Raw genomic sequence first — 2,809 nt, 5'->3', positions numbered from 1 at the left:
GTGGCGGTGAACTGGCCGGAGGTGTTCGCCGGGACCGGCGCCCACCACACCGACCTGCCCACCTACGCCTTCCAACGCCGGCACTACTGGCTGGAACCCTCCGCACTGCCGGACATCGACCTCGCCGCCGTCGGCCTGGAACCGGTCGATCACCCCTTCCTGCGCGCCGTGATGCCGCTGGGCGAGGCCGGCGCGCTCGTACTGACCGGCCGACTGTCCTCGAACCGGCAACCGTGGCTGGCCGACCACGTGGTGCTGGGCACTCCGGTCCTTCCCGGAACCGGATTTCTGGCCCTGGCCCTGCACGCCGCGCAGCGAACCGGCGCCGGCCCGGTGGAAGAGCTCGTCGTGCGCGCACCCCTGGTCGTGCCGGAGCACGGCGACACCCACCTCCAGGTGGTGATCGATGCGCCGGACGGCACAGGCCGCCGTGCGCTGCGCGTGCTGTCCCGAAGGGCAGACACCGCCGGGAACGACACCTGGACCCGGCACGCCGAAGGCACCCTCGGCCCACCCGCCGGGCTCTCGCCGGTCGGATCGGTGTCCGGAACCTGGAACGGCGAGACCGCTCCCGACGCACAGCCGATCGCCATCGCCACCGCATACGCGGAACTCACCCGCCGCGGGTACGACTACGGGCCGGCGTTCCGAGGACTGCAAGCCGTCCGACGCGGCGACGGCGAGGTGTTCGCCGACATCGTCCTGGACGAGACGGCGGAACACAGCGGCCCGGTGTTCGACCTGCATCCCGCCCTCCTGGACGCCGCCGTCCAGGCAGCGTTGGTAGGCCTGTTCGGGACCGCGGGCGAGACACTGCTGCCGTTCGCGTGGAGTGATGTCACCGTGCACACCGCGGCCCCGTCGGCCTTGCAGGCCCGCATCACGAGGACCGGCGCCGACTCGGTGGCCATGATGCTCACCGACCCCGAAGGCAACCCGGTCGCGTCGGTCGGCTCGCTGGTGCTGCGGTCTGCGCCCGACGCTCCACGCACCCCGTCGACGGATCAGGACGAGCCGGCGCTGTTCCGGTTGTCGTGGGTGGCGAAGAAGGCCGGCGCCCACCCCGGCACCGGTCACTGGGCGATGGTGGGGGAGGATCCGCACGACCTCGGCGCCGAGTTGGCCGGTGACAGCTCACCACCCGACCGGTACTCGGATCTCTCCGCGCTGCGGGCCGCGATGGCGGCGGGGGCCCCGACGCCGTCCACCGTGATCACCGTCGTTCCCCCGACCGACGCCGCGGACGCCGACGGCGCGCACCGCATCCTGCGACTGGTACAGGACTGGCTGGCCGACGAGACGATGGCCGACACGCCACTGGTCGTCGTCACCACTGGTGCCGTCGGCACGGGCGGCAACGGCCGCATCGATCTCGACAACGCGCCGGTCTGGGGTCTGCTGCGCGCCGCGCAGTCCGAACACCCCGGCCGCATGGTGCTCGTCGACGTGGCGCCGGGCAGCGAGGGCGCCCGACAGCTCGCCGCTGCGGTAGCCACGGGGGAGCCGCAGTTGGCCCTGTCCGCCGAGGGCGTTCGTGTCCCGCGCCTCACCCGCCTGCCCGCGGATCCCGGCACGCCCTCCGCCGCCGAGAAGCCGATACCCGGGCACGGAACCGTGCTGCTGACCGGGGCGTTCGGCCAGCTCGGCCGGCTGCTCGCGCGGCACCTGGCCACCGAGCACGCAGTGACGAGCATGCTGCTGATCAGCAGAAGCGGCCCCGTCACACCCGAGGCACGCGCCCTGGTGGCCGAGCTGACCGCGCTGGGTCTGCACGTGCGAGCCGAAGCCTGTGACGTCGCCGACCGCGCCGAGCTCGCCACGGTGCTGCGCGGGCTGCCTGCCGATCGACCCCTCACCGCGGTGGTCCACACGGCCGGCGTGCTCGACGACGGCGTGTTCACCGAGCTGAGTCCGCAGCGCCTCGACGCGGTCATGGGCCCGAAGGCGACGGCGGCGAAGAACCTGCACGAGCTCACCGCCGGAATGCCGCTGTCGGCGTTCGTGCTGTACTCCTCCGTCTCGGGCCTGATCGGCGCAGCGGGCCAGGCCAACTACGCCGCCGCCAACACCTACCTCGACGCGCTCGCCCACCACCGCGCCCAGCTCGGGCTCCCGGCGACATCGCTGGCGTGGGGACTGTGGGACCAGCGGGGCGGTATGGCGGCGGCGCTCAGCGCCGGCGACCTCAACCGGATGGCTCGCTCCGGAATAGCGACGTTGTCCGAAACCGAGGGGCTCGCACTCTTCGACGCCGCTCTTCGGCGGAGCGAGCCGCTGCTCGTGCCACTGCGGCTGGACACCGCCTCCGCCACGGACGGCGGGAACGTGCACCCGCTGCTCCGCGAACTGATCACGAGCGCGCCGCGCCCGGCCCGCCCAGCGGCCGTACCGGGCCGTACGGACGGAGTGCGCCGTGCCGGCGAGGACGTGACATCCCAGCCCGGTCGACTGCTGGAGCTGGTGCGCACGGAGGCGGAGCGAGTATTGGGTTACGACGGGCGGGACTCGATCGGTGCCGACCGCACCTTCAAGGAATTCGGACTCGACTCGCTCACCGCCGTCGAACTGCGCAACCGGCTCAACGCGATCACGGGATCGCGCCTGGGGACCACGGCCGTGTTCGACTACCCCACCCCACGGGCCCTCGCCGACCACTTGTCCGGCGAGCTCACCCCGAGCGGTGAGACGGCGGGCACCACCAGCTCGTCGGCGAGCGACCCCGATGATCCTGTGGTGATCGTCGGGATGGCCTGCCGTTATCCGGGCGGGGTGGCTTCTCCGGAGGATCTGTGGTCGCTGGTGGTCGAGG

At 72.5% G+C, this 2,809-nt stretch carries 1 protein-coding gene; it reads left to right on the top strand.

Annotated features, from left to right (window positions below):
• Window positions 1-2,809: type I polyketide synthase (locus ACZ4MF_RS48800; protein WP_467500887.1), on the top strand; the 2,809-nt coding region annotated here is incomplete at both ends.

This window comes from Streptomyces sp. NPDC025793, assembly GCF_055558375.1.
Note: the sequence above shows the minus strand (reverse complement) of the source record. Positions and strands in the feature narration are given on the sequence as shown.